Origin of the sequence: Rhizobium centroccidentale (genome assembly GCF_030182565.1) — a bacterium.
Lineage (GTDB): Bacteria > Pseudomonadota > Alphaproteobacteria > Rhizobiales > Rhizobiaceae > Rhizobium.
Window position 1 is genome coordinate 21,731 of sequence record NZ_JAQJCG010000003.1, and the last position, 26,029, is coordinate 47,759.

The 26,029-nt window shown below is 59.5% G+C and carries 25 protein-coding genes; 11 read left to right on the plus strand and 14 right to left on the minus strand.

All coding sequences use genetic code 11. The features are described 5' to 3' along the window. Positions 1-98 precede the first annotated feature (98 nt). The 4 genes from PH562_RS04015 to PH562_RS04030 all read right to left on the minus strand — a co-directional run bounded on the left by PH562_RS04015 (position 99) and on the right by PH562_RS04030 (position 4,443). Complete coding sequence (locus PH562_RS04015) at positions 99-1,106, minus strand: acyltransferase family protein (protein ID WP_285171592.1); 1,008 nt, start codon at positions 1,104-1,106, stop codon at positions 99-101. Continuing rightward, positions 1,103-2,395, minus strand: coding sequence for an O-antigen ligase family protein (locus PH562_RS04020; protein ID WP_113232800.1), 1,293 nt, complete (start codon positions 2,393-2,395; stop codon positions 1,103-1,105). Before PH562_RS04020 ends, PH562_RS04015 begins: the two co-directional genes overlap by 4 nt. An 8-nt stretch (positions 2,396-2,403) precedes the next feature. Then, positions 2,404-3,678 carry a polysaccharide biosynthesis/export family protein gene (locus PH562_RS04025; protein ID WP_113232801.1) on the minus strand — a complete coding sequence of 425 codons (1,275 nt, stop codon included), beginning with the start codon at positions 3,676-3,678 and terminating at the stop codon, positions 2,404-2,406. Between the two features lie 84 nt (positions 3,679-3,762). Next, entirely contained in the window at positions 3,763-4,443 is a 681-nt protein-coding gene (locus PH562_RS04030) for a sugar transferase (RefSeq protein ID WP_113232802.1), read from the minus strand. Between the two features lie 730 nt (positions 4,444-5,173). Between PH562_RS04030 and PH562_RS04035 the strand changes: the two genes are divergently transcribed. Together PH562_RS04035 and PH562_RS04040 are read left to right on the plus strand one after the other, a co-directional pair. Further along, positions 5,174-5,464, plus strand: a complete 291-nt coding sequence (locus PH562_RS04035) for an exopolysaccharide production repressor protein (protein ID WP_285171599.1) — start codon at positions 5,174-5,176, stop codon at positions 5,462-5,464. Positions 5,465-5,554: 90 nt separating this feature from the next. Then, positions 5,555-6,565 carry a glycosyltransferase family 2 protein gene (locus PH562_RS04040; RefSeq protein WP_113407429.1) on the plus strand — a complete coding sequence of 337 codons (1,011 nt, stop codon included), beginning with the start codon at positions 5,555-5,557 and terminating at the stop codon, positions 6,563-6,565. A 12-nt stretch (positions 6,566-6,577) separates the two neighbouring features. On the opposite strand, the gene PH562_RS04045 is transcribed toward PH562_RS04040, so the two are convergent. Further along, a complete protein-coding gene (locus PH562_RS04045; RefSeq protein ID WP_285171602.1) occupies positions 6,578-7,522 on the minus strand; it encodes a polysaccharide pyruvyl transferase family protein in 945 nt (314 codons plus the stop codon). A gap of 86 nt (positions 7,523-7,608) precedes the next feature. Continuing rightward, positions 7,609-8,568, minus strand: a complete 960-nt coding sequence (locus tag PH562_RS04050) for a glycosyltransferase family 2 protein (protein ID WP_113232805.1) — start codon at positions 8,566-8,568, stop codon at positions 7,609-7,611. Between the two features lie 718 nt (positions 8,569-9,286). Here PH562_RS04050 and PH562_RS04055 point away from each other — a divergent pair. The 8 genes from PH562_RS04055 (at position 9,287) to PH562_RS04090 (ending at position 18,798) form a co-directional block, all read left to right on the plus strand. Further along, positions 9,287-10,372 (plus strand): acyltransferase family protein, encoded by a 1,086-nt coding sequence (locus PH562_RS04055; RefSeq protein WP_244575358.1) that lies wholly within the window; start codon positions 9,287-9,289, stop codon positions 10,370-10,372. 4 nt (positions 10,373-10,376) lie between these two features. Then, on the plus strand, positions 10,377-11,183 hold the full coding sequence (gene exoK / locus PH562_RS04060) for an endo-1,3-1,4-beta-glycanase ExoK (RefSeq protein ID WP_285171609.1): 807 nt from the start codon (positions 10,377-10,379) through the stop codon (positions 11,181-11,183). 106 nt (positions 11,184-11,289) lie between these two features. Further along, positions 11,290-12,498, plus strand: a complete 1,209-nt coding sequence (locus PH562_RS04065; protein ID WP_285171611.1) for a glycosyl transferase family 1 — start codon at positions 11,290-11,292, stop codon at positions 12,496-12,498. A 20-nt stretch (positions 12,499-12,518) separates the two neighbouring features. Continuing rightward, entirely contained in the window at positions 12,519-13,493 is a 975-nt protein-coding gene (locus tag PH562_RS04070; protein ID WP_285171613.1) for a glycosyltransferase family 2 protein, read from the plus strand. Further along, a complete protein-coding gene (locus PH562_RS04075) occupies positions 13,490-14,428 on the plus strand; it encodes a glycosyltransferase family 2 protein (protein ID WP_113232809.1) in 939 nt (312 codons plus the stop codon). Before PH562_RS04070 ends, PH562_RS04075 begins: the two co-directional genes overlap by 4 nt. Continuing rightward, on the plus strand, positions 14,425-15,450 hold the full coding sequence (locus PH562_RS04080; protein ID WP_285171620.1) for a glycosyltransferase family 2 protein: 1,026 nt from the start codon (positions 14,425-14,427) through the stop codon (positions 15,448-15,450). The genes PH562_RS04075 and PH562_RS04080 overlap by 4 nt, the downstream gene beginning before the upstream one ends. 4 nt (positions 15,451-15,454) lie before the next feature. Next, complete coding sequence (galU, locus tag PH562_RS04085) at positions 15,455-16,360, plus strand: UTP--glucose-1-phosphate uridylyltransferase GalU (RefSeq protein WP_285171622.1); 906 nt, start codon at positions 15,455-15,457, stop codon at positions 16,358-16,360. An 83-nt stretch (positions 16,361-16,443) separates the two neighbouring features. Next, complete coding sequence (locus tag PH562_RS04090; RefSeq protein WP_285172155.1) at positions 16,444-18,798, plus strand: polysaccharide biosynthesis tyrosine autokinase; 2,355 nt, start codon at positions 16,444-16,446, stop codon at positions 18,796-18,798. Here PH562_RS04090 and PH562_RS04095 read toward each other — a convergent pair. The 5 genes from PH562_RS04095 to cbiE all read right to left on the minus strand — a co-directional run bounded on the left by PH562_RS04095 (position 18,795) and on the right by cbiE (position 23,184). Then, positions 18,795-19,691 (minus strand): DMT family transporter, encoded by an 897-nt coding sequence (locus PH562_RS04095; RefSeq protein ID WP_285171623.1) that lies wholly within the window; start codon positions 19,689-19,691, stop codon positions 18,795-18,797. The two genes, PH562_RS04090 and PH562_RS04095, sit on opposite strands and share 4 nt — an antisense overlap. A 130-nt stretch (positions 19,692-19,821) precedes the next feature. After that, entirely contained in the window at positions 19,822-20,382 is a 561-nt protein-coding gene (locus PH562_RS04100; protein ID WP_285171625.1) for an NADPH-dependent FMN reductase, read from the minus strand. A 268-nt stretch (positions 20,383-20,650) separates the two neighbouring features. Beyond that, entirely contained in the window at positions 20,651-21,088 is a 438-nt protein-coding gene (nikR, locus tag PH562_RS04105; RefSeq protein ID WP_285171627.1) for a nickel-responsive transcriptional regulator NikR, read from the minus strand. A 76-nt stretch (positions 21,089-21,164) separates the two neighbouring features. After that, positions 21,165-21,923 carry a precorrin-4 C(11)-methyltransferase gene (gene cobM, locus PH562_RS04110; protein ID WP_285171630.1) on the minus strand — a complete coding sequence of 253 codons (759 nt, stop codon included), beginning with the start codon at positions 21,921-21,923 and terminating at the stop codon, positions 21,165-21,167. A gap of 19 nt (positions 21,924-21,942) precedes the next feature. Then, positions 21,943-23,184: a precorrin-6y C5,15-methyltransferase (decarboxylating) subunit CbiE gene (gene cbiE / locus PH562_RS04115; protein WP_285171631.1), complete on the minus strand. Its 1,242-nt coding sequence runs from the start codon at positions 23,182-23,184 to the stop codon at positions 21,943-21,945. On the opposite strand from cbiE, the gene PH562_RS04120 reads away from it, so the two are divergent. Further along, a complete protein-coding gene (locus PH562_RS04120; RefSeq protein WP_285171633.1) occupies positions 23,168-23,938 on the plus strand; it encodes a cobalt-precorrin-6A reductase in 771 nt (256 codons plus the stop codon). The two genes, cbiE and PH562_RS04120, sit on opposite strands and share 17 nt — an antisense overlap. On the opposite strand, the gene PH562_RS04125 is transcribed toward PH562_RS04120, so the two are convergent. From PH562_RS04125 to PH562_RS04135, 3 genes are read right to left on the minus strand one after another with little or no spacing between them, the layout of a single operon-like run. Further along, positions 23,902-24,666: a precorrin-3B C(17)-methyltransferase gene (locus PH562_RS04125; protein ID WP_285171635.1), complete on the minus strand. Its 765-nt coding sequence runs from the start codon at positions 24,664-24,666 to the stop codon at positions 23,902-23,904. The genes PH562_RS04120 and PH562_RS04125 overlap by 37 nt on opposite strands. Then, positions 24,663-25,400, minus strand: a complete 738-nt coding sequence (locus tag PH562_RS04130) for a precorrin-2 C(20)-methyltransferase (RefSeq protein WP_285171637.1) — start codon at positions 25,398-25,400, stop codon at positions 24,663-24,665. The genes PH562_RS04125 and PH562_RS04130 overlap by 4 nt, the downstream gene beginning before the upstream one ends. Further along, positions 25,397-26,029, minus strand: a complete 633-nt coding sequence (locus PH562_RS04135; RefSeq protein ID WP_285171639.1) for a precorrin-8X methylmutase — start codon at positions 26,027-26,029, stop codon at positions 25,397-25,399. The genes PH562_RS04130 and PH562_RS04135 overlap by 4 nt, the downstream gene beginning before the upstream one ends.

Genomic DNA, 26,029 nt, shown 5'->3' on the forward strand with positions numbered 1-26,029 from the left:
CTTGTAGACAGAAGCAGGCATCAGTCTGCCGCACAAGCTACGCCGGAACGGACGAAATATCCTTTAGGAGACGTCTACCGGACGGCCAAAGGGGCCTCTTAGGCCGGCGAGGGGCGCGATCTCTGCCAGCTCAGGTTTCTCAGCAGATTGCGCAGCGGCTTTTCGACGGCTTCGTAGGCGCAGATGCCGAGAATGGTGCCGCTGATGACGCCGACGAAGGTAATGGCGTCGGAGGGTATCTGCATCCGCGCCATCAGCTTGACGACGACCGAAATGGCCAATGTGTGCCAGAGGTAGATCGAATAGGAGGCGTTGCCGAGATAGGTAAGGAGCGGAATGGAGGGCAATTTGCCGCTGCGCTCCACCGCCACTATGCCGAGCACGAGGGCAGCAGCGAGCGGTCCGCAGGTCACCTCATTGAAATCCAGGCTCAAAATCTGGATCGCGGCAAAGCCCGACAATGCGACGACGATCAGGGCAAGGCCGAGGCCTGCCCCCGGCACATGTCCAGATAGCCAGAGGCGTCCGAGGATTGCGCCCGCGACGAATTCCAGGATGATCGGCCGCGTATAGGTCAAGAGCAACGGCGACTGTGGGTCGATGATGCCGCCGGCAAGGACGAAGGCGAGGAAGATCGCCGTCATGCTGGCAAGCCGCAGCCGTTGAGGCAGAAACAGGCAGGCCGCGAAGATGACGTAGAAGAACATCTCAAAATTCAACGTCCATCCCTGCACCAGAACCGGCCAGATCTCGCCACCGCTCGTGCTTGGCGAGCGGACTGGAATAAACAGCAGGGAGCCGAGAATATGGCTTGCCGTCAGCTTCATGTTCGGAAACAGGCCAATGGTGGCGCCGGCGATCATGATGGCGGTCACGATCCAGTAGGACGGCGCGATGCGCTGCAGCCGGTCGAGCGCAAAACGCAGCGGCGTCACCGGCCGCCGCTCGCTCATGGTCCACATGATGAAGCCGCTGATGACGAAGAAGACGTCGACGCCCGCGGCGCCGATGCGGAAATGGCCGCCGCTGCGCTCGGCTGCGTGAAACAACACTACGGCGAGCGCGGCAAAGGCACGGAGATATTGGATGCCGTAGAGTGTCTTCATTGGCCCGTTCGCGGCTCCCAGTTGACGGGCGGCGCGAATGGTATCTGCTCGTCCGTTCGCGATGGCGTGTTGGCCGGCATGCGCGCTCGCATGGAAAGCTTTCCTGCTGTGAAGTAAAACAGGAAGGATCCGACATGGTACGGATTGAGAATATCGATCTCGACGAAGGAGCGGATCAGCAAGAGGGTCGCGACACCCAGAAGGATGTAGGATTCATCGTTTCTGATGTCGCTCAGAAAGCGGCTGATATGGCCGATGAAAGCCGTCAGCAGGATCGAGGCGAGCAGGAAGACGCCGATGAGTCCGGTTTCGACCGTAGTTTCGATATAGGTATTATGGAAATGGAAGCCGGCGCGGGAGGCGATAAAAAACTCATCCCACAGTCGCTCGGGCTCGGAGAAACCCTGGACCCAGTAAGCTTGATAGCCGACGCCGAAGAAAGGGTTCTGCTGTGCGGCCGCGATGCCCTGCTGCCAAAGATAGGTACGCCCGGTGAGCGTGGAATCCTTACCAAAGGCACCGAGAACAAGATCGACCGCACCGAGATAGACGCCGGCAACCGCTAGGATGACGCCGGAGACGGCCGCTGTCACAAACAGCCTTTTGCGCTGCTTGGGCGACAGATACAGGATGACACGCAGGCTTATGCATAATGCTACGACCAATCCTGTCGTCAGCACCGATGTTGCCGATGCCGAAGCATGGAGGCAATAGGCGGACAGCAGGCCGGCAAATCCTGCACCCAGCATCCAGATTCGACGTTCGCCAAGGACGAAGACGGCCGCGAAGGCGAAGTAGATGCCGAGCGAGGCATAAAAGCCGAGCTGGTTCTTGGAATCGAAGGCGCCGACGAAGCTGTAGCTTCCGTCGATCGGATCATAAGCGTAATAGCCGAACAATATCGAATAGATGAGCACGATGGCGGTGCCCGCGATCGCGCCGCGTGTCAGCGTGCGGATGTCGAGCGTGCGCATGGCGACTAGGGCGCAGAAGATATGGGTCATGTACTGGATCGCCGCGCGCGCCGTCGCGGAGGGGACGACCGACCAGAAGATCGACAGGCAGGTGAAAACGCCGAACGCGAAAAGCCAGAGCTGCCTGTTATAACTGCCAAGCACGTTCCGGTAGTCCATCATGACGAGCGGAAACCAGAGGGCATAATAGAGCAAAATGGAGGGTTGGCCGAAACGGGAGGAATAGGCAAACACGAAGAAGGAGAGAGCAATCGCCACCGCTCCGTAGGTGGCGTTGCTGCCTGGACGCACAAAGATCGATTTGGCTATCCGCATCGACTTTCCTATCGGATGGCAAGGCCGGTAGTGACTTTGATCAGGTCGCCCGGCAATACCTGCGTGTTTTCCTGCGCCTGGATTTCCTTCGACTGGCCGTTTTCGTCACGAATGATGGTGTAGGAGATGCTCACGCCCGGTCCGCTTGGATCGAGGTTGCTGGCGTCGGCGGATTGGGCCACGGCTTCCTGCATGAGCGATTGGCTGGTCGACAGCTTGAGCTGCAGCGTTTCCAGCTGCGTGTCCGTATCCTGCATGTCCTGGGCCAACGAGCTCTGCCAGTCGTTGTGCAGAGTGATCTCGTCCTGATTGGCCTTGTTGATATCCTGTTTGGCTTTCAGGGACGCGGTTTCCGTATCGAGAAGCGTCGCTTCCAGGTCGGAGGCGCGTTGTTCAGCAGAGATCCTGCGGGAGGCAAGCTCCAGCCCGCGCTCCGTCAGGCTTTCGACCTTGTCGCGGTCGGCCTTGGCCAAATCAAGCTGACGGCTCTGCGTGTCGTTCTTCTTCGAAAGCGCCTCGACTTCGTTCTGCAGGAGCGCCTTCAGATCTTCCAGGGATTTCAGCTGCGTCGTCATACGCTTGGCGCGCGTATCCATCAGCGCCTTCTCGCTCGCGAGCAGATTTGCCGTTTGCGGCAACTGCCTGAGCTCTGTCGGCACATCGATATCATCCTTGCCAGCCAATTCGGCCACCAGGCGCGCCTTGCGCATCAACAGGCGACTGCGCTCCGCCATATAGACGACGGCTTCGCCCTTGGCATTGATGAAATCGCGTGCAAAGCGTTGTCCGGCATCGGCACGGCGCATGCCGCCGCCAAGGCTTACGGCTTTCAGCACCGTCAGGTTGGGTGCGAACGGATATTCACCCGGGTTCTGCACTTCTCCTGAAAGGTAGATTGGCCGGAACTGCGACATCTCCACTGAAGCCGATGGACGGTCACGCAGGCCGAACTGCTTCTGCAGCCCGAGGCCGATGGCGTCGGCGATCTGATCCGTGGTCTTGCCGACTGCGGGCATGTCCCCAATGAAAGGAACCGAGATCGAACCGGATGGCCCTACGGTGTAATCGCCCGAAATGGTGGACCAGTCACGAACGGTGCCTTCGGCGGTCTGCCATTCGGCGACGCGCACATGCAGCTTGTCCATGACGCCCAGATGATATCCGGGAAGGTTTTCGGCCGAAGCCGAGACGGAAGCTACGCAAAGGCTGAGAGCAACGATAGTTGCACAGCACAGCGATGTATTGACACGTACAAGCCTCTTGGAAGGCCGAAATTCAATCATGCAGGATCTTCCCTGTTATTGGTAGGCAGCCCGCAAGACGCGGGAAAACCGCAGGAAACCTCCCGCGGTATCTGCCAGTCATCATCAATAGCTGCCGCGCGAGAGGCAGACTGCAGGAATGGTTTTGGCGATGATCACCATGTCGCTGCTAAGCGACCAGTTCTTCACATAATGCGTGTCGAAGGCGACACGGCTTTCATAGGAGACGTCGTTGCGGCCGCTGACCTGCCACAGACCGGTCAGGCCCGGACGGGACTGCAAATAATAGATTGCCGCGGTCTCGTAGCGTTCGAGCTCGTCTTCCACGACCGGGCGTGGTCCGACGACGCTCATTTCGCCGCGAATGATGTTGATGAGCTGCGGCAGCTCGTCGAGGCTGAGTTTGCGCAGGACGGCCCCGACGGTGGTGACGCGGGGGTCGTTCTGCAGTTTGCGCGTTGCGCGCCACTCTTCCATTGCTCTCGGATTGGCCTGCAGATGCGCATGCAGCACCTTGTCGCCATCGACGACCATGGTGCGGAACTTCAGGCAACGGAAGGTCTTGCCGTTATGGCCGATACGGCGATGACCGTAGAAAGCGGGGCCGCGGTCTGTAAGTTTCACCAACAGCATCAGCAGCAGAAAGAGCGGGCTGATGAGAATCAAAGCGAGCATAGCGGTAGAGACGTCGAAAACACGCTTCATTACTCCACCAGTGGGCGGAAAGACGTCGCTTTCCGCGGCGCTGAAAAAAGCCGATGTGGCCGATCTCGTCGCAGACTTCATAGAGAAAACTCCATTCATGTTGACGATTGGTCGGAAATTCTCGGACGCGTAATTAGAGCCGGGATGATCGGAGTGTAGGTTCCGATTTGGACTTTTTAAGCCAAACTTTTGTAGCAATATGACATGGCGGTATATATTTACCGCACCAGTGGTGACTTCGTTTAAATCAGTGATCAATTATAGAGGGGTTGTACTGTATCATGTTGCGTATAATGGCACGGTTGATAGCTCTGCCACGTCACAGTCGACGATTTCTAAGGATGTTATAGGCATCGAACGTTAAGTTGTTCATTATCATTGGCTTCGATAGCCTGTGTTCGGTTTCCCCTCAGCTATATGGCATTCTGATTTCTTCATAGGATATATTGCGCTGCAGCAATATTTTGCGGTGCACATACTGAGATCGGATTTTTCAGAACTTTGTAATAAAAGTTGATTGAATTGATGATGAAACCATGGAGGCGTGGCTGATCTCACGCTTCGCAAAAGTTGCATTATTTCATTATGCATCCATATAATTGCGAAGAGAAAGATGAACAAATTCAATTGTAATTATAATCGACGTGTAGTTTTAACAGGCTGGGGGTTACGGTCGTCTCAAATCGCAACGGATCTCCGTAACTTGGTTGAATCTCAATGAATCATAAAATATATTTAAGACTTAGGTCTGATAAGGGAGGAAAGACCTTGATCATTTTTCATTTGATGGTCGAGCGGGCGGGGTAAGATTATGTATGCGCCCCGCGTTTTCATCAGCATGCTCGGCACGCTGCTCGTATTTGCCATCGCAACATATTTCCTGACGAACTCGCTTTCGACCACCCTGATCGAAACGGTCATCTGTGCCGTCCTTCTGCAGATCGGCTATTTCCTGGGCGTGCTCTACCTTGTCTGGAAGGAGCGCAGGGCGCACGCGGCCCTGTCGAGCGAAGACAAGGTGCCGGCCTCGGGCCAGGAGGACACCAAGGTCGCCGGTCTGTCCGCCTCCAGTTTAAAGCGGTCGGAGCCGTTCAACCCCTGAACCGGCTGGACGATTAGATCTTTTGATGATCCGGCGGTTGTCGGATCGTAGCCATGTCCTAAGTCTCCGCCTGAACCATTGGAGGCTGACGTGACCGACAGTGCAGAAAAAAGTGTCTGCGTAATCATTGCCGCAAAGAATGCCAGCGACACCATCGGGCTGGCTGTTGCCTCAGCCCTTCGCGAGCCTGAAGTGGCGGAAGTCGTCGTCATTGACGACGGCTCGACGGATGGGACCGCCTCTGCCGCGGCCCAGGCCGATGACGGCAGCGGCAGGCTGACGATCCAGGAATTCGAAAAGAACCGCGGGCCGGCCGCAGCACGAAATCACGCGATCGACATATCCAAGGCCCCGTTGATCGGCATTCTCGATGCCGACGATTTCTTCTTTCCGGGGCGTTTTGCTGCGCTGCTTGCCGCTGACGATTGGGATTTCGTCGCAGACAACATCGCCTTCGTCAGTGCCGACACCGTTCCTGACGCCCATGCGCGGCTCGATCATTTCGATGCGAAGCCGCGTTTTCTCGATCTTGCTGCTTTCGTTGAGGGCAATATTTCCAAGCGCGGCGTGCGCCGCGGCGAGATCGGCTTCCTGAAGCCCTTGATGCGGCGCTCCTTTCTGGATGCGCATGGCCTGCGCTATAATGAGGCGCTGCGCCTCGGCGAGGACTATGACCTTTACGCCCGTGCTCTTGCCAGGCGCGCACGTTACAAGATCATCCATAGCTGCGGTTACGGCGCGGTCGTGCGCAGCGATTCCCTGAGTGGACGGCACAGGACAGAGGATTTGCGCCGCCTCTATGAGGCTGACCGGACCATTCTTGCCAAGGGCGGGCTTTCTTCAGAAGACGCGGCGGTGATCCGCCGTCACGAGCAGCATATCCGCGATCGCTACGAGCTCAGGCATTTCCTCGACATCAAGTCACAATCGGGGCTCCTGTCTGCCGCGATCCATGCGCTTTCGCATCCCTTCGCCGTCCCGGCGATTGCCGGCGGCATTCTGGCCGACAAGACCGAGCGCTTCCGCAAGCGGAGCGGAGCGCCCATCGCCCATGCCGGTGCAAACGGCCTGCGCTATCTTCTGCAGGCCGCTCCGAAATAGCGGTATCGCAGCTTACAGATAATCGCGGCGAACGCCTTCGACCGCATCGAGGAGGCGCTCCTTGCAGGCAGCAAGCGCGCTATCCTTGCTCAGTTGCGGCCTTGCCTTGCTTGCCTGCCACAGAGCCAGGGCGGAAGGCATGGCAAGTGCCTGCTTTGCCATGATGCGCAGCGTGGTCTGCTCGGGATCGGCAAGCATTACATTTTCCCCGTAGCGCTGCTTTCCGAGCTCGGCTGCTGCCTGCGTGCTGCGCTCGAAGCCGACACCCCAGAACTTCGCACCCTTGGCGATCGCCTCGGCGCGGGTCGAAACGGGGATGTGCTTGGGCTGGTAGGTGACGCCGAGCGAGCGAGCCCAGTCGTTCCATTTGAAGCTGTTGATGGAGCGCGAGGAGCTGACTGCAATCCATGGAACGCGGAAGGCATCGGCAAGGATGGCGCCGTGCATGGATTCCGCCACGATCAGTTCCGAGGCGGCAATCTCGCGGATCACAGCCTTCGCCTCGCCGCGGGGGTCGAGATAGGAAAGGCCGACGGTCTTGCAGATTTCGGGCCAGAGGCCAGCGGCGGCCGACTCCCAGTGCGGAATGAAGGTGCGCTTGCCGTTTTTGGAAATGTTCTGGAATTCGGGCATTTCCGTTACCAGGACGGCGGGATCGACAATGCCCATGGTGGCAGGCAAGCCAGCCTTTTCCGCTGTCAGCGGGCCGCGTACGCTGCGGATATCCCATTGCGACGTGTCGCGCATGTCTGGAAGGGAGCCATAACCGAAGCCGCTGCCGATGACGAGTTTGCGTCCCTCGTCGGGCAGGATCTCCGTGTTGAGGACGGTTCCGACGCCGACCAGCAATGTTTCCTGGTGAGCATCGCGAAGGCCGGGAAGTAGGAAATCCCAGAGCCAGAGATTGAGATCGTCACCGAAATTGCCATGGGTGGATTCCCAGTGGAACGGCTTCATACAGGACTCCTTGCTGATCCAAACGATAGCGGGGCATGCCGTGGCTCTTCGATGCGGCATGCGCAGCTCATGCTGCGCTGCAAAATCTAGGGCGCGAGCTTGCCGACGGCAAGCTGCATGACGCTTTGTAAAATCGCCGGGTCGCGCAAGGCCCATTTTGCCAGCAGTCCAAATTGCGGCAGACGCCGCTGCCGCATCTGCCGCGCCTGGCTCCAGAGCGCCTGCCGCCGGGCGCGGTTTTTATAGAGACGGATGGACTCGACATCCTGCGGCCGCCGAGAAAATCTCTGCTCCAGTGTGTTGAGCGCCGTCCATGTGTTGAATTGCTGACGCAGAAATTGCGGGGAATCGTTATCGATGCTGTGAAAGATGTTTACGCCTTCGCCACGCAGTGCACCGGCATTTTCACACAGCAATACCCGCTTGGCTGCGAGAATGCAGTCGCAGAAGAACAAGACATCCTCTGCCGCCAGCCGCAATGACGGCTCAAAACGAATCTTTTCGAAGACCGGCCGTCCGATCACCATGCAGGACATGTGCAAAAAGCTCCAATCCTGAAGCATGACACTGGCAATGTTCGGAATTTCGACGACGGCGGGCCTGTCCGACAATCGTATCGTATCGGCCGACTTTCCGAGTTCGGCGATGCTGAAATGATAATAGAACTCCTTGCCGCCATCGATGGAGTCCCAGTAGCAATCGGCGTTGTAATGGGTCAGCGTTCCGAAGGCGTTGCTGAGATGCTCCGGTGCCCATTCGTCATCGGAATCCAGGAAAGCCACGAACCGGCTCTCGGCGGGCACGCTGTTGAGGCCGGTATTGCGCGCGCCGCCGGGACCCGCGTTGGTCTGACGGATCACACGGATGCGCTTTCTTTCTTCATTGCTCAGCGACTGCAGTTCGTCTTCCGCCGGAAGCGGCGATGCATCGTCGATGATGAGGATATCGAAATCCTGAAATGTCTGCCGGGATATTGACCTCAACGCGCGCAGCAGAACGCCGGTTTGCTTCTGATAGAACGGAATAACAATTGTGATAGACGCCATTTTTCCGCCTTTACGGTTTTGATTCAGGGGCTTGCGGTCTCATCCCCGAGGGCATGATCATTGGCTTTTCAACGGCATCCGCGGCAATTTTCCGGCCGATTGGCCCATCACGGAGGTCGTTGTGACGCCAACAGGTAGCGTCCAATCGGTGTCGAGCAATGTTGAGAAACGAGATTTTCTGAAACTTTATCCGAGCGTGACAGGATGCAGACCATCCCGCGAGGGATCGTTGTGACACATTGCGCGCCATGATCGTACGTTGATGCATCCATAAGGGGAGCGACGTAAGCCGCTTTTCTTATAAGGATTGAAGTGCTGTCGCATTTTGGTCATGGTTCGCCCACCAAACTCTGCTGCACTGCAAAAATTCTTCACCTTCCAGTAAAAAAACAAGGCGGGTCGAACCCTTCGTCGGAAACCGGCATCGAAAAATCCGGCGAGAGTCTAAGTGCCTTTCGCAGCAGAGCTTTTGCCCAATTAAAATCGATTATTCCATGCTTAAAGGCATGCAAACGGACATTTTCAGCACTGATCCGCATATGATTTTCTACTCATTTTTGCTGCGGTGCCATATTCCCTTTCCAAAGAGCGCCCTAGGTTAACCCCTGCAAGCTCTGCTCTGCTCTGTTTGAAATGGCTGCTAGGGGGGATGCAGCACGAAGAAAGGGTGACAGACATCGTGAATGTGACTGCCAACGTGTCTTCGCGGATAAACCTCATGCGCATCGTGCTCATCTCGGGCATAATCTTTGTCCATATACCGTTCGATCCGCATAGCAGCCCGTTCAACGGCGCCTATGGCTTTTTCGATTGGCTGCGAGTGTTCCTTCGTGACAGCTTGTTCCGTGTCGGTGTCCCCTGCCTGAGCGTGATCTCAGGATACTTGCTGTTTCGGAATGGAAAGGCACCGCAGAGCTATACAGAGACCATTAGCCGGAAGACAAAGACAGTTATTCTGCCATTCCTGCTGTGGAATAGCGCGTTCTTCCTATTCGTACTTCTTCTTCAGTATTACGGTATCGGTGATGGATATCTTCCCGATCTGTCGGAAGCTAATCCGCATGTAATATCAAATCTCCTTCTGGCTATCGATGGCGAACCGATAAATCTCCCGCTCTATTTTCTCCGCGATCTTTTTGTTTGCATTTTGCTGTCGCCGGTTCTGGCTTTTCTTATTCGTCGTGCTCCGTTACCGACATTGGTCTTTCTGCTTTTGCTGGCGGCATGGCCCATATCTATCGGGATAGTGTTGCGGAACTCCATCCTCTTCAGCTTCAGCTTCGGAATCTACCTGAGCCTCCATCGTATCGACGTGACGCTCATAGATCGCTATGCCGCCCTGATCGCGCCTGCCTTCATCGCGCTTGCAGCGCTTCTGGCAACGGCTGCCTACATGACAGGGCCTGGATTGCCGTTGTGGCTTGAAGTTTGTCGCAATCTGATGGTGTTGGTGGGTATTCCCGGGTTCTGGGCAGTATCGGCAATCTTCATCCGTAGCCGCATCGGGCGGGGTCTGGCAGGAACCGGCAGCCTCAGCTTCTGGATCTTTTGCGCCCATTATCCGCTGCTTTTCTGTCTCTGGGTTCTTTGGAACCGCGGCGGAAGCGAACTCTATCCGATTTTCTATCTTTTGGCAGCCGCGCTTACCTTGCTGCTGTTGCCCTTGACCAATGGTATGGCGCGTTACGCCCTGCCAAACTTCCACAACCTGCTGACGGGCAGCCGAGTACGCCCGCAAGCCGAAACCCGTGCTGTCCAGAACCGCGCCGCCGAAGATCGGCAAGTGCGTTCGAAGCAAAGGTGATGCCATGACGACATCGAAAAGAAGTTACATGCAAAGACTTGGTCTTGTCTCAATCGCTCTCATGAGCGCGTGCTTCCTGTCACAGGCTGTGTCCGCCCAGGATGATCAGGCGACCGGCCAGTCATTCGTCGACAATTTCGAACGTCTGGATACCAGCCGCTGGTATATTTCCGATGGCTGGAACAATGGGGCGTATCAGAATTGCACCTGGTCGCGGAAACAGGTGAGCGTCAAGGATGGGACGCTGCAACTGCAGTTCACCCAGTCCAAGACCGGTGATCGCAATTATGCTTGCGGCGAAATCCAGACGATGAAACGTTACGGCTACGGCACCTACGAAGCGCGTTATCGCACAGCCAAGGGGCCCGGTCTCAACTCTGCCTTCTTCACCTATATCGGTCCGACCGACAAGAAGCCGCACGACGAGATCGATTTCGAAGTGCTCGGCAAGAATCCCGGCCAAGTCCAGGTCAACCAATATATTTCCGCCAAGGGCGGCAACGAAAAGCTGGTGCCGGTTGCAGGCGGTGCCGACCAGGACTTCAACGATTATGCCTTCGTCTGGGAAAAGGATCGTCTGCGCTACTACGTGAACGGCAAGCTCGTTCAGGAAGTCACCGATCCTTCGAAGATACCGACGAACGCGCAGAAGATCTTCTTCAGCCTGTGGGGCACCGATACGCTCAGCGGCTGGATGGGCAAGTTCGCCTATAGCGGCGAGCCGGCAACCATGGAGATTAAGCGCGTCGCCTTCACTGCGGCGGGAGAGAAGTGCCTGTTCCCGGAATCGATCACCTGCAAGCTCGATTGAACATGGCCAGCCGCGTGGCATCTCGCGCGGCCGGTTGCAATGCCGCCATGCAACACCAACCACACAAGGCGCGCGGTCCAGACCGGGCGCAAAAGCGGAAATTTTGATGCTGCATATACTGTATTTCGTCCATGATCTTGCCGATCCGGCTGTGCGCAGGCGGGTGCTGATGCTGCAGGCCGGTGGGGCACTCGTAACGCTCGCGGGGTTCCGGCGCGATGACAATGCGTTGGCTGCCATTAACGGCGTCGCGCCGATCGAGCTCGGCAAGACGCAGGATGCCCAGTTTGCGCAGCGTATCGCGGCGGTGGCCAGATCGGCGGCGAAGCTGCGTGGTGCGCTGCGCTCGGTCGCAAGGCCGGATCTCATCATCGGCCGCAATCTCGAAATGCTGGCGTTGGCCAATCGCGCCAAGTCCGTCTTCGGCGGTGATATGCCGATCGTTTATGAATGCCTCGATATTCATCGACTGCTGCTGCGCGACGATGTCGTGGGTAGCGCCCTTCGCAGTGCTGAGCGTCACTTCGGTTCGCAGGCGGCGTTGCTGGTGACCAGTTCGCCAGCCTTCATCGAACGTTATTTCCGCCCGCGCTCCGGGCTGCATGTGCCGGTCATGCTGCTCGAAAACAAGGTGCTGGCGCTTGAGCCTGCGGCGCGCGCCATCACATCGGCCGCAAGACCGCCGGCTGCGGGCAAGCCCTGGAAGATTGGCTGGTTCGGCGCCCTTCGCTGCCGCAAGTCCTTGGCCTTGCTCGATCAATTCTCGCGCCGGATGGAGGGCCGTTTCGAGATTGTCCTGCGCGGCAGACCGGCCTATTCCGAGTTCGAGGACTTCGATCGCACCGTCCGCGATGCACCCTTCATGCATTTTGGCGGCGCCTACAAGAACCCTGAGGATCTCTCGGCGATCTACGGCGAAGTCCAGTTTTCCTGGGCGATCGACTTTTTCGAAGAGGGACTGAATTCCAGCTGGCTGCTGCCGAACCGCCTTTACGAAGGTGGTCTTTACGGCGCCGTGCCGATCGCGATCAAGGAGACGGAGACGGCAAGATTTCTTGCCAGCCGAAAGATCGGGCTAACGCTTGACAGAGCCGATGCCGACCATCTGGCGGCGCTTTTGGGTGAAATGGACGTGAAGCGCTATCTCGCCGCTTTCGAGGCTGTGGCGTCCCAGGATCATAAACAATGGATGGTGGATCGCGCCGACTGTCAGTTGCTGGTGCAGCGGCTGGCATCGTTGACGCGCGCCAACGAGCAGATGACCGAGATACAGGCCCTCCCACAACTGCATCGCAATAGAGGTGGATTGCAATGACGACTGGAAGTTCAGGGGATATGCGTTGCGTAATCGTTATTCCTTGCCTCAATGAGGAAAAGCATATCGAGCCGCTGATCGACAAGCTCGGGCGGGCTCTCGACGAACTCGATGCGAAGATCGTGGTGGCTGATGGCGGCAGCACAGATCGCACGCGCGAGATCGTGCGGTATATAGCCGAGAGAGATCCGCGCGTTCTCCTGCTCGACAATCCGAAGCGGCTGCAGAGTGCGGCGATCAATCTCGCCATCGAGACTTTCGGTGACGATCATGAATATTTCATCCGTATCGACGCCCATGGCGATTATCCGGACGATTATTGCCAGACGCTGGTGCAAGAGGCCGGTGCGACGGGCGCGGATTCCGTCGTCGTTGCCATGCGCACCATGGGTTTCAGCGCCTTCCAGAAGGCGACAGCCGTCGCTCAGAACTCCAAGCTCGGCAATGGCGGCTCCAAACATCGCGAAGGGGCCAAGGGCCATTGGGCGGAGCATGGACATCATGCGCTGATGCGCGTTGCCGCCTTCCGTGCCGTCGGCGGTTACGACGAAACCTTCAGCCACAACGAGGATGCCGAGCTGGATTATCGGCTGAACAAGGCGGGCTATCGGATCTGGTTGACCGACAAGACCGCCATGACCTACTATCCGCGCGCCAGCGTTCCGACGCTCTTCAAGCAATATCTCGGTTATGGCCGCGGCCGCGCGCGCAATATTCTCAAGCACCGCAGCATGCCGAGCATGCGCCAGATGCTGCCGCTTGCGGTCGTGCCGATTTTCATCGGTGCCTTCCTGGCGGTCCTCAACTGGATTGCGGTCATCCCAGTTGGTCTGTGGGCTGTCGCTTGCATCGCCTACGGTTTCTGGATCGCTCTCGGCCAGAAGAACCCCTACGGTCCTCTGGCTGCAATTTCCGCCATGGTCATGCATTTCGCCTGGTCCATGGGCTTCTGGATGGAAGTTTTCAGCTTCCGCAATCGCAGGGTCGCGTCATGACACAAGTCCATCGGCGCCCCATTAAGATCGACATAGCGGTCTGCACCTATCGGCGGGCGGAGCTCGATCAGACACTGCTGTCGCTTGCCGTGCTCAACGTCCCCACAGGTGCGGTCATCCGGATCATCGTCGCCGACAATGATGTGACGCCAAGCGCGCGGGGCCGCGTCGACGCCATGCGTTCGGCCGTGCCCTTCGAGATTGTCTACGTCCATTGCCCGGCATCGAACATCTCGATCGCGCGCAATGCCTGCCTCGATCATGCAAGCGGCGATTTCCTCGCCTTCATCGATGACGACGAGACTGCCTCGGAGGACTGGCTGACGGAAATGCTCATCATGGCCGACACGACGGGCGCCGACGCCGTTCTTGGTCCCGTGCAGGCGGTCTACGCGAATGTCGCTCCGGCATGGATGCAGCGCGGCGATTTCCATTCGACCTTACCTGTCTGGGTCGCGGGAGAAATCCTGACCGGCTACACCTGCAATGTGTTGCTGCGCCGCGGTGCGCCTTCGCTTGCCGGCCGGCGTTTCAATATCGCACTCGGCCGCAGCGGCGGCGAAGATACCGAGTTTTTCATCCATATGCACAAGGCGGGCGGCCGGATTGCTTATGCCGAGGATGCGCTGGTCTACGAACCCGTTCCCAACAATCGCGCCACCGTTTCCTGGCTGTCGAAGCGCCGGTATCGCATGGGCCAGACGCATGGACGCATGCTGCTGGAGGCCGCGAGCGGTTTTGGGCGCTGGCGAGCAATCGCGCTTGCGGGCACGAAATCCGCCTATTGCTTCGTTGTCGCGGCTTTGCTTTCGGCATCGCCCATCAAGCGGCATCGCTATGGCCTGCGCGGCATCATGCATGCCGGCGTCGTCAGCGGTCTCTTCGGAGTTCGCGAAATAGAACAATACGGAAATCTGGAGAAGGCACCTCAATGACGGATTTCATCCCCGATGTCAGCTTCGTCATCGCTGCCTATAATGCCGAGGAAACGCTCGAGCGCGCCATCGACAGCGCGCTGGCCCAAGGTGCCGTCAGCATGGAAGTGATCGTCGTCGACGATTGCTCGACGGACGGCACGCGCGAGATCGCCGGCAATCATCCCGATCCACGGGTACGCCTCGTTGCCATGGCCCGCAACGGCGGTCCGGGCGCTGCCCGCAATGCCGGGCTGGATGCTGCCCGGGGCCGCTGGGTTGCCGTGCTCGATTCCGATGATGCCCTGCGTCCGGACCGCATGGCCCGCCTGATCGCCAGAGCGGAAAAAGCCGGGGCACAGATCGCGGTCGACAATCTCGACGTCATCCGCGAGGACGCGGGTACGATATTGCCGATGTTCCCGGAGCCGATGCTGGCACGCATGCCGACGCTGACGCTGGCAAAGTTCATCGCCTCCAACATGATTTTCCAGTCGGAGCACAATTTCGGCTATATGAAGCCGGTCTTCGAGCGAGCTTTCGTCGAAAAGCATCGCCTGCGCTTCGATGAGACCCTGCGGATTGGCGAGGATTACATTTTCCTCGCTTCCGCGCTTGCTCGTGGCGGCCTCTGCGCCGTCGAGCCGACCGTAGGCTACTTGTATTACATTCGCTATGGGTCGATCTCACGTGTTCTCAGGCAAGACCATGTCGAAGCCATGCTTGCCGCAGACACCAGATTCTTCGCCGAACATCCCTTCGGGGCTGCTGCCCTTGCCGCGCAGCGGCGACGCACGCGCAATCTGAAGGACGTCATCGCATTCCTGAAGTTGGTCGACAGCATCAAGGAACGTGAATTGCAGGCGATGCTCAAGATCGCATGCCTCAACCCGCGGGCGGTGCGCCATCTCAGCATGCCGATCTTTGCGCGTTTTCGTCGGTTGGCCGCATCTCTGCGGAGCGGTCGCCAGCCGTCGCCTACCTCCCAACTTTCCTCCCCTCTGCCCAATATGGGCGCAGGCCCTCACTCTAACAAAGGATAGAGCCATGGACCCCAAACGTCGTGTGAGAAAAGCAGTCATCCCGGTTGCCGGCAATGGAACGCGCTTCCTGCCCGCCACCAAGGCGATGCCAAAGGAGATGCTGACGATCGTCGATCGTCCCGTCGTGCAATATGCCGTCGATGAAGCCATCGAAGCCGGCATCGAGCACATCGTCTTCGTCACCAGCCGCAATAAGTCGGCGATCGAAGATCATTTCGACGACACGCCGGAGCTGATTTCTTCGCTGCAAAGGGCAGGCAAGAGCCACCAGGTCAGCGAGCTGGAACGCCTCCTGCCGCGGCCGGGCGCTGTCAGCTTCACCCGCCAACAGGCTCCGCTCGGCCTCGGCCACGCCGTCTGGTGTGCCCGCGACCTCATTGGCAACGAGCCTTTCGCACTGCTTTTGCCTGACATGCTCTGCTACGGCATTCGCGGCTGCATGGCCGGCTTGATGGACCTCTATAATGAGACCGGCGGCAACATCGTCGCCGTCGAGGAATGCGCTCCGGAAGAAACCTCGAAATACGGCATCATCGGCAAGGGCGAGTCCGTGCGCCATGGCTTTGCCGTAACCAAAATGGTCGAGAAGCCGCATCCGTCCGAGGCGCCTTCAAACTTTTACCTCAATGGCCGTTATATTCTGCAGCCCGAGATTTTCGACATTCTGGCCCGTCAGGAACGCGGCGCCGGCAATGAGATCCAGCTGACCGACGGCATGCTGCGCCTTTCCGAGACGCAATCCTTCCATGCCCAGGTCTATAATGGACGTACGTTCGACTGCGGGTCCAAGCACGGCTTCATCGAAGCGAACGTCGCCTTCGCGCTCGCTCGCTCCGATATCGGCAGCTTGGTCTATGACTCGATCCGCAACATGGTCGTCTCGCACGAAGCGCAGATGACCGCCGCTTAAGCCTGTCACATTGTGGCCTGCGGCCGGGAAGGCCGCGGGCCATGGCTATTATTCATTCGGGCTTCTCCGACAAGGTGGTCGCCATGCATCAGAAGAACTTCACTTTCCACAGCGCTCTTCCACAAGCGGAGTCGCAGGATAGCTTTATCGATCTCGACCGGCTGATGGCCGTCGTGATCCGGCGCATCCGCACCATCATTTTCGCCGTGGCCGCTTTTGTCATTCTGGCCGTCGCCTATCTGCTTACTGCGACCTCGAGCTATACCTCGATGACGCAGATATTGCTCGACGAAAGCATGACGAAATATGCCGAGGATCAGCCGCCGGCGGCAAGCAGCCAGCAGGCGGACATGGAGATCGCCAGCGCGGTCGAAATCCTCAAATCGAACGAGATGGCGTTGCGCGTCGTCGACACGGCAGGCCTTGCGGACAACAATACTCTGCTCAATCCGCCCGTATCTCCGGCGGCCTTGCTCAAATCCGGCGTCAGCCTGATCGTCAGCGTCTTCACGCCTGGTCGCCCGCCTATGACGCCCGAGGAACAGCGGGAAGCCCAGCGTCAGAAGGTTGCTGCCGTTCTGCAGGATAATCTGAAGGTCGAGCGCGTCACGCGAAGCTCGGTCGTCGCCGTCTCCTTCAGTTCGACGGACAAGCGTCTCGCCGCCAAGGTTACGAGCGCTTATGCCGACGCTTATCTGACCGACCAGCTGAACGCCAATTTCGATGCGACCGAACGCGCTTCCGTCTGGTTGCAGGAACGCTTGAACGACCTGCGCCAGCGCGCCCAGGAGGCTTCGCTCGAAGTCGAGAGATACAAGGCCGACAATGGTCTGACGTCAACTGGCGGCGAACTGATGTCGGAACAGCAGATTTCCGACCTGAACAAACAGCTGATCATCGCGCAAGCCGATACGGCCAGCGCTGCCGCCCGTTACAATCAATATAAATCGATCATCGACCAGGGCCCTGACAACGCCGTCAAGAATGCGACCATCTCGTCGAGCTCGACCGACAATTCGGTGCTGCAGGATCTCAAGACGCGCTATCTCGCCGTCGAAAAGCGCGAACAGGATGTCACGCAAAATTTCGGCGCCGATCATCCGCAGGCAGTGGCGCTCAAGGCCGAGCGGCAGGACATCACCCGGCAAATCTATCAGGTCCTTCAGCAGCTCACTGCCAGCTACAAGAACGAGTATGATGTCGCTCAGTCGCGGGCGGAATCGCTGCGTGAAAGCATCGACAAGGTCGTCGGCAAGAATTCCGAGGCTAATAAGTCGTTGGTTCACCTGAATGAGCTGAACCAGAAGGCATCCGCGCTGAAGACGCTCTACGAATCCTATCTCGGCCGCTTCGAACAGGCGACGCAGCAGCGTTCCTTCCCGATTGCCAAGGCACGCGTCATCTCGGTGGCCGGGGTGCCGACCGCGCCGTCCAGCCCGAAGAAGACGCTCGTCATGGCGCTTTCGGTCATCCTCGGTCTGATGGTTGGATGCGGTGTTGCTGCGTTTCAGGAGTTCCGCGACCGCTACTTCCGCGTCGAGGCCGACGTGCGGGCTGCTCTCGGTTTGAAGTTCCTGGGCTATCTGCCGCTGCTCGGCCAGCAGAGCAAGAGCAAGAGCAAGAGCAAGAAGAAGTCGCGCAAGGGTGATGCCGGAGCGGAGCCGATAACGGCGGAAGAGGGAGAAAACGGCGTCGCCTTCGAGCGCATAATGCGCATCTCCGTCGAAGCGCCGCGCTCGATCTTCGCCGAGACCTTGAGGAACGCCAAGCTCGCCAGCGACGTGATGCTGCAGGGCCGCGCCGACCGTGTCATCGGCGTCGTCTCGGCACTGCCGGGCGAAGGCAAATCGACGACGGCTGCCAATTTTGCCGCCCTGCTTGCGAGCAGCGGCAAGCGCACGCTGCTCATCGATGCCGACTTGCGCAATCCGGGTCTCAGCCGGACCCTGAAGACGCCGCCGCAGGCCGGCTTGATCGAGGCTGTGCTTGGCGAGGTGCCTTGGACGAATGCTGTGAAGGTCGATCCGCGTACCAAGCTTGCCATTCTTCCGGTCGCCGTGCGCGATCATCTGCTGCACACCAGCGAGCTTCTGTCCTCGCAGGGCATGCAGCATCTGATGGAAAATGCCCGCAAGATGTTCGATTACATCATCGTCGATCTTGCGCCGCTTGGTCCGGTCATCGATGCAAAGGCCTTCGCGCCGCAGGTCGATGCCTTCCTGCTGGTGACCGAATGGGGCGCAACGCCGACCAATCTGGTGCGTGATGTTCTCGAGCAGGAGCCGCAGATCAACTCGCGCATCCTCGGTGTGATCCTCAACAAGACCGACATGTCGGAACTACCGCGCTACAGCGATTTCGGCGGAACAGAGCGCTATCGGCAGAAATATGTGAGCTACTACACCGAGGTGCAGCCGCGTGCCCAGGTAGACGCTTAGCCCGCTTCTGTCTTGCCGGTTTTGAGCCGGCTTCCAGCCAGCGCATGTTCCCGCCAGATCGTGAATATGCCCGCCGCAACAACGATGAGCGCGCCTAGGATCATGGGCGCGCTCAGCTTTTCGCCGAATATCATGACACCAATAATGGCGGAAAAGACGAGCTGCAGATAGGTCAGTGGCTGGATCACCACCGCGTCCAGCATGTCGTAGGCTCGGATGAGGAAATAATGGCTCGAAACGCCAGTCAGACAAAGAATGCCCATGAAGATCCAGTCATGGGGCGCAAGCGACGTCCAGAAGAACGGCCCGATGCAGGTCATGGCGATCGCGCCTACCACGCCCGTATAGAAAAAGCTGGTCATGGCCCCGTCCTCGCGGCTGACATAGCGTGTCAGGACGACGTAGAGCGAAAATAGCAATGCGCCGAAGAGCGGCACTAGGAAGCGCGCATCGAAGACGCCGCTTTCCGGCTTCAGGATCAACAGCACGCCGACGAAGCCGAAACAGATTGCCAGCCATCGCCGCCAGCCGACCTTCTCGCCGAGGATCGGGATGGACAGCAGGGCTACCATCAGCGGACCGGATGAAAAGATCGCCTGAGAATGGGCAAGGCCGACGATGACGAAGGACGAGATGGCGACGACGATCTGTGCGGCGAGCAACAGGCCTCGGGCAATCTGCAGGACAGGGCGCTTGGTCCTGACGTTGCGCCGCAAGCCGCCGGGTGCGCGCGAAGCCATCGCGATGGCGAAAAGCATGAAAGCCCAATAGCGGATCATCGCCACCAGAAGCGGCGGGTAGGCGCTGACAAGGTGCTTGGAGATGCCGTCCTGTATGGCGAATATGCTGATTGCCAACAGCGTGAAGACGTAACCGGTACTATTGGATTTCATGGCTTTCGAAGGAAGAAGATGTGCAAGGCCCCAGAGGCGCCGGAACTCGGCATCACATTCACATTAGGTCATTCATCGGTTCAATCATAGGCTCCATGTTCGCGGTCCGGTCCACCCGCAGAGCCGCGCATCAGCCCTTTTTGTGATCCGCGACGAAAGCCGTAAAACCATCGACGAAGGCCGCAAGATTGTGTTTCACCTTCTCGTCGACGATTGCGCCATCGGCATCAAAGACACTGCCGGCACGTGACACCATCAGCCGGCCGCCGAACCAGGCTTCGGCGCCGAGCGTGCGCAGCACTGTCAACCAGGCGTTCTGGCTGAGGATGGTGCCGAAATTGCCCGGCGAAGCTCCGAGGACAGCGATCGGCTTTCCGCCGAAAACCTGGGCGATGTCGGTGGAGGGCCGGCTCATCCAGTCGATTGCGTTCTTGAAAACGCCCGGAAGCGAATTGTTGTATTCCGGCGTAAACAGGATCAGCCCATCGGCTGAAATGGCGAGGTTCTTGAGTTCCTGTACTTTTTCCGGAATGCCATCCGCAGCCTCGATATCGGCGTCGTAAAGCGGCACGCCATGGATGGTGCGAGCGATCAGCTCGACGCCGCTTGGTGCCAATTCGACGGCCGCGTGTAGTAGGGCCGTGTTGAAGGAGCCTTTACGCAGGCTGCCCGATATGCCGAGTATCTTCATCGCTTCCCCCATTTGCCGTGATGGGAAGACATTTATGCTTCGCCGCCCTTCGTCAAGGCCTGACGGAATCTTATGTGGTGAGCAACGACTTCGGCTTGACCGTGTTTACCTCCGGGAGGCGTGATCCGGATCGGCGCCGAAGCCGATGCTGGACGCCGCCGGCATCACGGGCCCTGTTGAGGCCGCCTGGTTTCGGTTGCCGCTCTCAGGGAGCATCGCCTATGTCATCAGCGCTGACTGAGTAGTCCGCGGGCAACTTGCCGCCCGCTCAGTCATGCGAATGGGTTTCGCGGTGATCTGCGCCGTCGTCCGATGGAATGATGTGCAGGTTCCCGAAGCGTACGCCGCGCTGTGTCACGACGCTGTCGGCAAAGGTCTTTATTTCGTCCACCTTACCCTTCAGCACGGAGACTTCGAGGCAATCTTGCCCGTCGATATGAACATGAAGCGTCGAGACTGAAAGATCGTGGTGATCGTGTTGCGCTGTCGTCAGCCGGCGCGACAGGTCGCGGGTCTCGTGTTCATAGACATAGGCAAGGGCTGCGTAGCATCTCGCTTCGCCATCTATGGTCGGTTGCGCGCGGGTCACGGCATCGCGGACGAGATCGCGCAAGGTTTCCGAGCGGCTGGCATAGCCACGCTGCGCGCTGATCTTGTCGATCGTCTCCAGAAGATCGTCGTCGATGGTGATGGTAATCCGCTGCATATCCCGATCCTGTTCCCCACGGTTCGTCGGTGTCGACTAGAGGAAATTTCGAGCGGATTTGCAACGGTGCCCGGCGTTATTGGCGGCCACGGAAACGACGCTGATAGGTCGGGTCGTAGAGCGAGCTTTCGCGGAAATCGCTGGCGCCAAGCGATGGACCGACAAAGATCAGAGCCGTGCGCTCGATCGGATCGGCGGCCACCTGCGCTTCGATCGTGGCAAGCGTACCCCGAATGATCCGCTCATCGGGCCAGGAAGCCTTGACGACGATCGCAACCGGGCAATCTGGGCCGTAGAGCGGCGTCAGATCCTCGACGACGTCTTTGAGCGCATGGATTGCAAGGTGGATGGCGAGCGTGGCGCCGGTCGCGCCGAATTTCGCCAGCGTCTCATTGTTCGGCATCGGCGAGGCACGGCCTGAAACGCGGGTGAGGACAAGGCTTTGAGCTACGGCCGGGATGGTCAACTCGCGCCCGAGCGCCGAGGCGGCAGCCGCGAAAGCGGGAACGCCTGGGGTCAGCGTATAGTCGATGCCACGCTGCTCCAACCTGCGGATCTGCTCGGCGACCGCGCTCCAGACCGAGAGGTCGCCCGAATGCAGGCGCGCGACATCCTCGCCGGCTCTAGCGGCTTTCAGATATTCCGCCTCGATCTCGTCAAGCGACATCGGCGCCGTATCGATGATGCGGGCGCCGGGTGGGCAATATTGCAGCAGTTCCGGCGAAACGATCGAGCCGGCATAGAGGCAGACCAGGCACTTGCCAATCAGATCCCGTCCGCGCACCGTGATCAGGTCAGCGGCTCCTGGGCCTGCGCCAATGAAATGCACCGTCATCGCTCTACCTCATTCTCAATTATGGCTTGGTCCACGACCATTGCGTTACCGGCATGGCCGGCCGCCAGCCAGTCATGCGGCCGACAGGTGCGGCGCGCGCAATGTCGATGCGGATCAAGGAGCCGCCGCGGCGTGCCTGCTCGGCCAGCAGCAGCGCTTCCATTTCCGTCGTGACGGCATTGGCGACCAGCCTGCCGCCGCTTTTCAATTCGACGATAGCGGCCTCAAGCACGCCGGCATCGCTGCCGCCGCCGCCGATGAAGATCGCATCGGGCGCGGCGAGGCCAGAAAGAGCCGCCGGCGCCTCGCCTTCGACAATGGTCAGGCCGGGCACGCCGAAATTGCCGGCATTGCGACGGATACGCGCCGCACGCTCGGGCGATGCCTCGATGGCAATGGCGCGCAGCGACGGATCGGCGAGCATCCATTCGATGCCGATCGAACCGGAGCCGGCGCCGATATCCCAGAGCAGCTCACCGTGGCGTGGCGCGAGTGCCGATAGCGTCATCGCGCGGATCTCCCGCTTGGTGATCTGGCCATCATGTTCGAAAAGCTCGTCGGCCAGGCCCGCGCTCAGTGGCAAAATACGCGCGCCGGCTTCCGCCTTGACCTCGATGCCGCAGATATTCAGATCGTTGATGCCGGAAAGGGCAAAGTCAGCCGCAGTTTGCCGGGAGACTTTCTCGTGTGGTCCCCCCAGCGCTTCCAGAACCGTAAGCTCGGATGGGCCGAAGCCGGAGTTTTGTAGCAGGGAGGCCACTTCGCTGGGGCCTTTGCCATCGGATGTCAGCGCCAGGATTTTGCGGCCTGGATGCAGATGCGGCCGGATGAGATCGATCGGCCGTCCGTGCAGCGACAGAACCGTCGTCTCCTGCAGGGGCCAGCCGAGGCGCGATGCGGCGAGGCTGAAGGAGGAGGGCGCCGGGATCACAGTCATTTCGGCGGCTGGAATGTGCCGCGAAAGTGTCGCGCCGACGCCATAGAAAAACGGATCGCCGGAGGCGAGAACCACCGTCGGCTTGCCGCGCCGGGCAAGCACCGCCTCGACGGATTTTTCGAATGGCGAAAGCCATTGATGCGTTTCGCCAGAGATCAGCGAGCTCATCAACTCGATATGGCGCGTCCCGCCGAAGACGACCGGCGATGAGGCGATCAGCCGCTTGGCTTCGTCGCCGAGACCGGCTGGACCGTCTTCGCCGATGCCGATAAGAGTGAGCCAGCGTTGAATTGAAGGTGTCTCAGCCATGGGCAAGGCCCGCATTCTGATCCTCGGCGGCACCACGGAAGCCCGCGCGCTGGCGACGGCTCTTGCCTCGCGAGCGGATTTCGAGGTCATCCTGTCGTTTGCCGGACGAACCGCCGATCCGGCGCCCCAGCCCGTTCCGGTGCGCAGCGGCGGTTTCGGCGGCGCTGAGGGGCTTGCCCGCTATGTCAGCGACAAAGAGATCGACCTGTTGGTAGATGCCACGCATCCTTTTGCAGCCCGCATCTCGGCCAATGCCGCAGCGGCTGCTGCTCAATGCCATGTGTTCGCTTTCGCGCTGCGCCGTCCCGCATGGGTGCCGGTCGAAGGCGATGATTGGCTTTCCGTGCACAGCGTTTCGCAAGCTATCGCTACACTTGGCGCCAAGCCCTTGCGTGTCTTCCTTGCAACCGGCCGTCAGGAGGCGCATCAGGCGAACGCCGCGCCGCAGCACCATTATTGGATCCGCAGCGTCGATCCCGTCGAGCCGCCGCTGACGGTGCCGCATGTCAGCTACATTCACAGCCGGGGTCCGTTTCGCCTGGCCGACGAGCTTGACATGCTGCGACAGCATCAGATCGAGGTCGTCGTCGCCAAGAACAGCGGCGGTGACGCGACCTACGGCAAGATCGAGGCCGCAAGGCATCTCGGCATCAAGGTAATCATGATCGAGCGCGCCGAGACCGCCGGCTTGCCGGTGGTCGAAACGGTGGATGCTGCGCTCGATCGGATCGATCATTTCGTCTCTTCCCTAATGAACCGCGGCGTATAAACCAGATCCGGGCGTCCTTCGCGGGCAATGATGCGGGTTTCGGCCGAGCCGATGATGACGCAGGTTGCCATATCTGCTTGTGACGCCTCTGCGTCGCCAAGCCGTGCCACTGTCATGCGCTCGTCAGGACGGCCCGCGGCCCGACCGAAGATGACAGGTATTTCACCGGGCAGTACGGCGCGCAGAATTTCGAAGGCTTTGCCGAGCTGCCAGGGGCGCGCCTTGCTGATCGGATTGTAGAGCGCGATCACGAAGCCCGCTTCGGCGACGGCGCGAAGACGACTCTCGATCAGCGGCCAAGGCTTCAGATTGTCCGAAAGCGAGATGGCGCAAAAATCGTGGCCGAGCGGCGCGCCGATGCGCGCAGCGACTGCAAGCATGGCCGTAATGCCGGGCACGACCACAAGGTCGATTGTGCGCCATTCCGCCGGGCCGTCATCGATCGCCTCGCAGACGGCGGCCGCCATGGCAAAAACGCCGGGATCGCCGCCAGAGACGACGCAGACATTGACGCCCGCTGCCGCCCGCTGCAGCGCCACCTTGGCGCGGTCCAGCTCCTCGCGATTGTCGGATGCCTGACGGATCTGGTCACTGCGGAGCGTCAGGCGGTCGAGATAGCGACCGTAACCGTAGAATTCATGGGCATCAGCGACGGCAGCCAGCGCCTCCGGCGTCGTTTGCGCGGGATTGCCGGGGCCGGTGCCGATCACATAGAGGCGCCCGCTCATGGCCTGCTTTCCCAGCCGGGGACCAGAACCAGCGAAAAATAGGGTGCTTCAGCATCGTCGCGGCTGGCAAGCGGCGTCATGGCACCGTTCGCCATCGTGCCGCGCTCGACATAGATCGCTTCTTCCAGCCGGCCGGCGGCATCGAGCGCGCGGCGGATTTTTGGCAGATTGCGGCCGACTTTCATGATGACGGCAGCCTGTGTGTCGCCCAGACGGCGGGCAAGCTCGGCTTCCGCCATGGTTCCGGGCAGGACAGAGAGAACGTCATCTCCCTGCACCATCGGCAAGCCGGCGAGCGACCAGCAGCCGGACATGGCCGTCACGCCCGGAATGACCTCTGTGGGGAAGCGATCGACGAGGCGCACATGCAGGTGCATGTAGGAACCGTAAAACAGCGGATCGCCTTCGCTGAGTACGGCAACCGTCTTTCCCTCGCGAAGATGCGCCGCCACCATCTCGGCCGAGGCGTCGTAGAAGGCGGTGATCTGACGGAGATATTCCGGCGCGTCCTTATCGATCTCGGTGGTGACCGGATAGTAGAGCGGCAGCAATTTTACATCGGCTCTCAGAAGCTCGCCGACGATAGCCTTGCCGTTGCCGCCTCGGCCCTGCTTGGCAAAATAGGCAACCACGTCCGCGCGCTCCAGGGCCTTGACGGCCTTGACCGTCAGCAATTCCGGATCGCCGGGGCCGGTGCCGACACCGATCAGGCTTCCGTTGGACGGCGCGCTCATAGACCCGGCCTCGCGAGAGCATTGAGTGCCGCTGCCGTCATGGCGCTGCCGCCAAGCCGGCCGCGCACGATGGCAAAGGGAACGCCGTAGGAGTTTTCGGCGAGTGCATCCTTCGATTCTGCCGCGCCGACGAAACCGACGGGCATGCCGATGATGGCGGCAGGCTTCGGCGCACCATCGCGCAGCATTTCCAGAAGGTGGAAGAGGGCGGTCGGCGCATTGCCGATGGCAACGACTGAGCCGGCGAGGCGGTGCGTCCAAAGATGCATGGCGGCGGCCGAGCGCGTATTGCCGATGGTCTTAGCGATCTCAGCCGTGCGCGGATCCTGCAAGGTGCAGATCACCTCATTGGCAGCCGGCAGGCGCGCGCGGGTCACGCCGCGCGCGACCATTTCCGCGTCGCAGAAGATCGGCGCACCATCAGCCAGCGCTTTGCGGGCGGATGCGACGAAATCGGGCGAGAACAGGAAATGCTCCGCGGCTTCCACCAATCCGCAGGCATGGATCATGCGGACTGCGACATCGGCCTCGGCTTCGGGAAAACGCTGGAGATCGGCTTCGCTGCGGATGATTGCGAAGGAGCGTTCATAGATCGCATCTCCCTCGCGGATATAGTCATAGTCAGGCAT